Source organism: Protofrankia sp. CiP3 (assembly GCF_917627345.1).
In the GTDB taxonomy this organism is placed as follows: domain Bacteria; phylum Actinomycetota; class Actinomycetes; order Frankiales; family Frankiaceae; genus Protofrankia.
Genome location: NZ_CAKJTM010000174.1, coordinates 1,667 through 6,529 on the forward strand (window position 1 = coordinate 1,667; position 4,863 = coordinate 6,529).

Consider the following 4,863-nt stretch of genomic DNA (forward strand, 5'->3'; position numbering starts at 1 on the left):
TCAGGAGTGGCTATCGTGCGGGCTCGCGGTATCGGTTGCTGCGGTGGGGTGCGGTCGGTGGTGGGCTGCCGGGTGGCGCCGGGCAGGTCTTGAGCTGCTGGCGGATGCGGGTGGCCGTCTGGTCGATGAGCTTGAGCATGTCGGGGTGCGCTGCGCGCCATGGTGCGCTGATGCAGATCGTGCCGAGCAACTGTCCGTCTGCGGGATGGCGTAGCGGCGCTCCGGCGCATACGAGGTCGTGCTGGGCTGGGCAGTAGTGCTCGGGTCCGCTAACGACGACGGGATGGCCGACGGCGAGGGTGAGGCTGACTCCGCTGGTGCCGACGGTGTGCTCGGCCAGGCAGGCGCCGTCGCCGTGTCCGTCTTCCTCGCCGCGGCGCAGGACCTTGCGGTCTCCGGCGCGCCACAGGACCCGGCCGTCGGCGTCAGTGATGACGGTCAGCAGGCCAGTGCGGCTGGCTACGGTCGACCAGGCGTCCGGTGAGATGCCGGCGAGCGGCGAGGTGGCGCGGCGCTGTGTGAGCTCGTAGTCGGTGAGCGGGGGCAGTGCCGGGCTGAGGCGGGGGTCAGCCAGGTGCAGTGCGGACCGGCTCCACGACCGGGCGATCAGCAGGCGCGCTCCGGTCGGGCGCGGGTCGCCGTCGCGCATGTCGGCGTAGGCGCGGCGGAGCATCAGCCCGTGCGGGTCCTGCTCCAGCAACGCCGTGAGGGCACGCAAGCCTGCGCGGGCATGCCTGCGGTCAGACCGGATCGTGGCCGCGGCCATGCCCAGCACCGGGGCGAGCTCGGCGTCGCGGTAGCCGTCGTAGTACCCGGCCAGGACGGCACGCTGGCGGGCGGGCAGCGTAAGCAGCTGCTGGCGCACCAGGCCTTCGTCGAGCCGGGTCGGCATGCCGCCGGCTTCAACGGTGGACGGCCGGGTGTCGGCCCGGAACCTGACGTCCTGGCGTGCCTGCCATATTCTGGCCATCTCACGTCCTGCGGTCCGGTACAGGTAGCTTCGGTGGCTGGTGATGTGCGGCCAGCGGAGCCAAACCTGTGTGAGTGCCTCCTGCGCTGCGTCTGCGGCATCGGCCGGGCAGGCACCGCGCGCGGTGAGCCACCGGGTCAGGGCGGCGGACTGCTGGCGGTAGAATGTCTCGAACTCCTGATCGCGGAGACCGGCGGCGTTCATCGGGCGGCCGGACCCGCGGATGTTCCTCCCCGCCTGCTGGCGGCCTCGGCGGCGGTGTCCTCCCTTTCATCTGCTACCTGGCCGGCGGCCCTGCGGGCCGCGCCCGCAGCGGCGGCACCGGCCAGCATCAAGCTGATCCTTGCTAGTACGTCCACCGTGGCGACGGCCGTTGCCCATATAGCGAAAACGCTGCCCATCTCTTCTCCCTGGAATCCCAGATGGCGATGACCACCTACTCCAAAGAGTCGGCCGAGTGGCGTTGTGTGCAACCGGACAGGCACGGACCGGGACGCTAGCCCGCGGTAAACGGCGCCCGTGCCGGGTGCTGGCACAGGTGCCAGGCCACTCCCCACGGGTCCTCCGCGTAGACCCACCGCTCTCCGGCCAGCCCACCAGCCGCGATGTACTGGGGGCTCGACCGGAACGAGACGCCAGCTGCGACCAGACGGGCGTACAGGGCGTCAATGTCGGTCGTGCGGAAAGCGAAATGGCTGATCCCCGTCTGATCAAGCCTGCGCTGAGCCACGCGCGCCGGCGGCATCTCGTGCAATTCGAGATACACACCCGCGCCGATGTCAAGGCCGACTCCGCGAAGACGCACCGTCTCACCTGGCAAGCCAAGCGGGCCGGCCGGAGCATCCGTCCAGTCCTCACGCCAGGCCACCGAGAAGCCGAACGTCGTGCAGTACCACTCAACCGCCGCGTCCAGATCAGGGACCGTCACTGCCACGTGATCAAGCTGCAGTCCTAGCTCTACGGCCATATCAGGGAACCCCCATCGCACACCGCGACCTGAACAAATCACGCCGACGCACGTGCGGAGAGTCACGGACAGCCGCAGAGTCGGCCTGATACCTCTACAACTCAGCCTAGATCAGGACGATGTGCGAATGGTCCAGGATCGCGAGAAGCGCCGCCTCAGTGGCGAATCGGGCCAGCGCCACCGGCCGCCGGTCCCAGCCCGCGCAGGTCCGGCGCTCACGGCCAAGCAAAGAACAGGCGGTGCCGGCCTCCGGCCGGCAGGTGCTGCTGGCTGACCCCGCCACCGGCTGTCGGCTGTGGGATCCCACGGCGAACGTATCGGTGGGCCCGAGTGTCGGGTCATCTGCGTGGTGCCGGTAGTCGGATGACCTGGTGTGTCCCGGCGAGTTGTTCCCGTGTCTGTTCCAGTTCGAGGGAGAGTTCGGCAACGGCGCGCAGGAGCGCCTTGGTCCGGGAGCGTTCGGCCGCCAGCGCTTCCTTGGTGCTGGCCATCTGGTCGCGCAGTGCCGTGTTCTCCTCGACCAGTGTCTGCATGGCCTCAGGGACGGCGTGCCGGGCCTTGACCTGGGCCTGGAACTGCCCGACGAGGTCTTTGCATGCTGACAGCCAGCCCTCGTTTGACCTCCGACCGTCATTTGACGTGAGATCCTTCAGGGAGTGGACGATACCGGCTGCCGTGACCAGGATGACCGCGGCGTGATAGTGAGCTGACGGTAGACGCACTTCGATGCGCGCGCTTCCCAGGGGCAGCGGCGCGCTCCCGCCCTTGCTGAGCACTCTGGCCACGATATCCCCGCCATCCGCTCTGAGTACCTACAAGATTCTATCGGCGACACCTCAACCGCGCTAGGCGCTTGAGGTGTTGTGATCGACAAAATGTTGTCTATGCCGCGCCGGCGCAGGTAGCGATGCCGAGATCGTGGAAGAGGGTTTGCATGTCGATACGCAGGGTCTCGTAGTCGCGGTCGATGCGGGTCCAGTGTGCCGGTTTGCGGCCGGGTCGGGGGCTGCGGACGCCGGCGAGGATCGGGCTGATCACCTGCTCGCGCAGGGTGAGCAGGGCTGCGAGTGTGCGGGCGGCTTCGGGCGGCAGCTGGTAGCGGCGGGACCGGCCGGGTTTGACGACCAGGTCTTTGCCGCGCAACTTGCGCAGGTCGTAGGCGGCCTGACGGGTGGTGTAGTCGGCGTCGGTCTGTCCGGTCATCGCGTGGACCTTGGCGGTGACGTCGGCGACGGTGAAACCGGTCGGCGCGGCGGCCAGGGCGAGGACCGCGGACAAAGTGGCCCGGATGCGTGGGCTGTTCAGGTCGATGCCGCCGACCCGGGTGCGGCCGATCTGGGAGGGCCGGGGAAGCTCGTCGAGGGTGGTGTCGGGCAGGAAACCGATGTCGACGCAGTCGAGGGCGGTGGTGAACCGTTCGACCATTCCAGCGAGCCGTGCCACGATGTCGGGGAAGCGCTCGATCGTCCGGCCGACGCCGAGCTGTTTGGTGTTGTGGGTGATTGCTTCGAAGCGCAGCACATGTTCGCCTTTGGTGTAGCCCTTCAACGTCAACAGCCCAAAGTGGACTGTGAACAGGGTCAGGTCCCACCTAGGTTTCTCGATCATGACTGCGAGTCGTGGCGACAGGTCGGCGGTGCCATGGGCACCCGGGCGTTTCTTGGCGCCGAACAGGGTCCGCAGCATCGGCACGTCCAGACGGGAACGGGTCCGGTCGACGACGGCGTTGAAGACCCGGTCCATCTGGCCGCCGACCCGGAACAGCACGTTGCGGCTGTACTCGACCTGGTAGATCGAGTAGTTATAGCGGAAACCGCTGCGGGCCTGCTCGTCGCCCTCCAGCCCGAAGCACAGGCACGCGGTGTAGATCCAGCGGTCGCAGGCCTGGCTCAGGTGCCCTATAGCCGCGTGCTGCGACAAGGCGTCTGCGACCTGAGCCAGGGCGTGCGGGTCGGCGACCGCGGTGAAGCAGTTGCCCTCCTTGGTGAAACCTCACCCGGCCGCCTGCGCCTGGCAGGCGACGTACTCGTGCCCGTTAAGGATCACCTGCGCGCCGAACGGCGGATGCCCGGACATCGTGATGGTCAGGTGCCCCCACTGCGGGTCCATGATGTGGAACGAGTAGTGGTTCACATACGCCTGCTTCTTGGCGATGTTGACGATGGTGCCGGCGCTCGAGCGGCGTACGTCCCACACCGACGCCGCCGCCTTCGCGACCAGGATGAGGAACACACCGGTAGTCACCGTGTTCGTGGCCAGGTAGTCCTCGGCGATCCGGTGTTTGCGTTCCCCCCGGGAGCAGTCGATGACCGGGACATGGTTGGCCCCCGCCCAGGCGCGTACCCGGCGGGAGAACCGTCCGGCCATCCGCATCAGGCGGGTGTTGTCCAACAGCTCATCCGAACCGCCGTGCAGCCGCCGCCACCAGGTCCGGAACCCACCCGGGTTATGCCCCAACGGGTAGTAGGCGTTGAGCACGATCCGGTCCACACAGTCGTAGCTGCCAGTCAGCAGATCACCGCACCGTGCACTGAACCCATCGATCATCCACCGAAACTATGATCTTCGAAGCGGTCCGTCAGCACGCTGTCCCGAAGGGACCACTGATATTGAGCGAAGTCTCAAGATCATATTAGCGAGTCTTGGCGCACGCGGGTAGGCGGTCGGGTACGCCCACAGGCTGTGACCGCCTACCCCGTCCCCGGGCCGGTCAGGCGCCGGCGGCGGTGTCGTCGGCCGGCGGCTTGCGGGTGGTGGTGCGCTTGCGGGGCGCGGGCCGGGCGGCGGCCTGCTCGCGTAGCTGCGCGGCCTCGGCTGCGAGCCGGTCGCGGTCGGCCTCGGCGCGGGCGGCTCGAGCCGTCTCGGTGGCGAGCTGCACGCGCAGCTCGGCCTGCTCGGCGGCGAGCCGGCCGGCGTCGGCCTGTGC

6 protein-coding genes and 1 pseudogene are annotated in these 4,863 nt (G+C 68.3%); all 7 read right to left on the reverse strand.

Features of this window, described 5'->3' with window-relative positions; all coding sequences use genetic code 11:
- Positions 1 to 10 precede the first annotated feature (10 nt).
- Positions 11 to 1,174, reverse strand: a complete 1,164-nt coding sequence (locus MJ797_RS25485) for a GAF domain-containing protein (protein ID WP_239342087.1) — start codon at positions 1,172 to 1,174, stop codon at positions 11 to 13.
- Positions 1,171 to 1,371, reverse strand: a complete 201-nt coding sequence (locus tag MJ797_RS25490; RefSeq protein WP_239342090.1) for a hypothetical protein — start codon at positions 1,369 to 1,371, stop codon at positions 1,171 to 1,173. Before MJ797_RS25490 ends, MJ797_RS25485 begins: the two co-directional genes overlap by 4 nt.
- Before the next feature lie 95 nt (positions 1,372 to 1,466).
- Positions 1,467 to 1,904 carry a VOC family protein gene (locus MJ797_RS25495; RefSeq protein ID WP_239342093.1) on the reverse strand — a complete coding sequence of 146 codons (438 nt, stop codon included), beginning with the start codon at positions 1,902 to 1,904 and terminating at the stop codon, positions 1,467 to 1,469.
- Positions 1,905 to 2,275: 371 nt separating this feature from the next.
- Entirely contained in the window at positions 2,276 to 2,722 is a 447-nt protein-coding gene (locus MJ797_RS25500) for a hypothetical protein (protein WP_239342096.1), read from the reverse strand.
- Between the two features lie 97 nt (positions 2,723 to 2,819).
- Positions 2,820 to 3,857: a hypothetical protein gene (locus tag MJ797_RS25505; RefSeq protein ID WP_239342099.1), complete on the reverse strand. Its 1,038-nt coding sequence runs from the start codon at positions 3,855 to 3,857 to the stop codon at positions 2,820 to 2,822.
- A gap of 72 nt (positions 3,858 to 3,929) precedes the next feature.
- A complete protein-coding gene (locus tag MJ797_RS25510; RefSeq protein ID WP_239342102.1) occupies positions 3,930 to 4,484 on the reverse strand; it encodes a hypothetical protein in 555 nt (184 codons plus the stop codon).
- Between the two features lie 163 nt (positions 4,485 to 4,647).
- Positions 4,648 to 4,863 (reverse strand): annotated as a pseudogene (locus MJ797_RS25515) (hypothetical protein); the annotation flags it as partial.

Coding starts and splice junctions, on each gene's coding strand:
- MJ797_RS25485 (WP_239342087.1), bottom strand. CDS start 1,174: ATGAACGCCGCCGGTCTCCGCGATCAGGAGTTCGAGACATTCTACCGC.
- MJ797_RS25490 (WP_239342090.1), bottom strand. CDS start 1,371: ATGGGCAGCGTTTTCGCTATATGGGCAACGGCCGTCGCCACGGTGGAC.
- MJ797_RS25510 (WP_239342102.1), bottom strand. CDS start 4,484: ATGATCGATGGGTTCAGTGCACGGTGCGGTGATCTGCTGACTGGCAGC.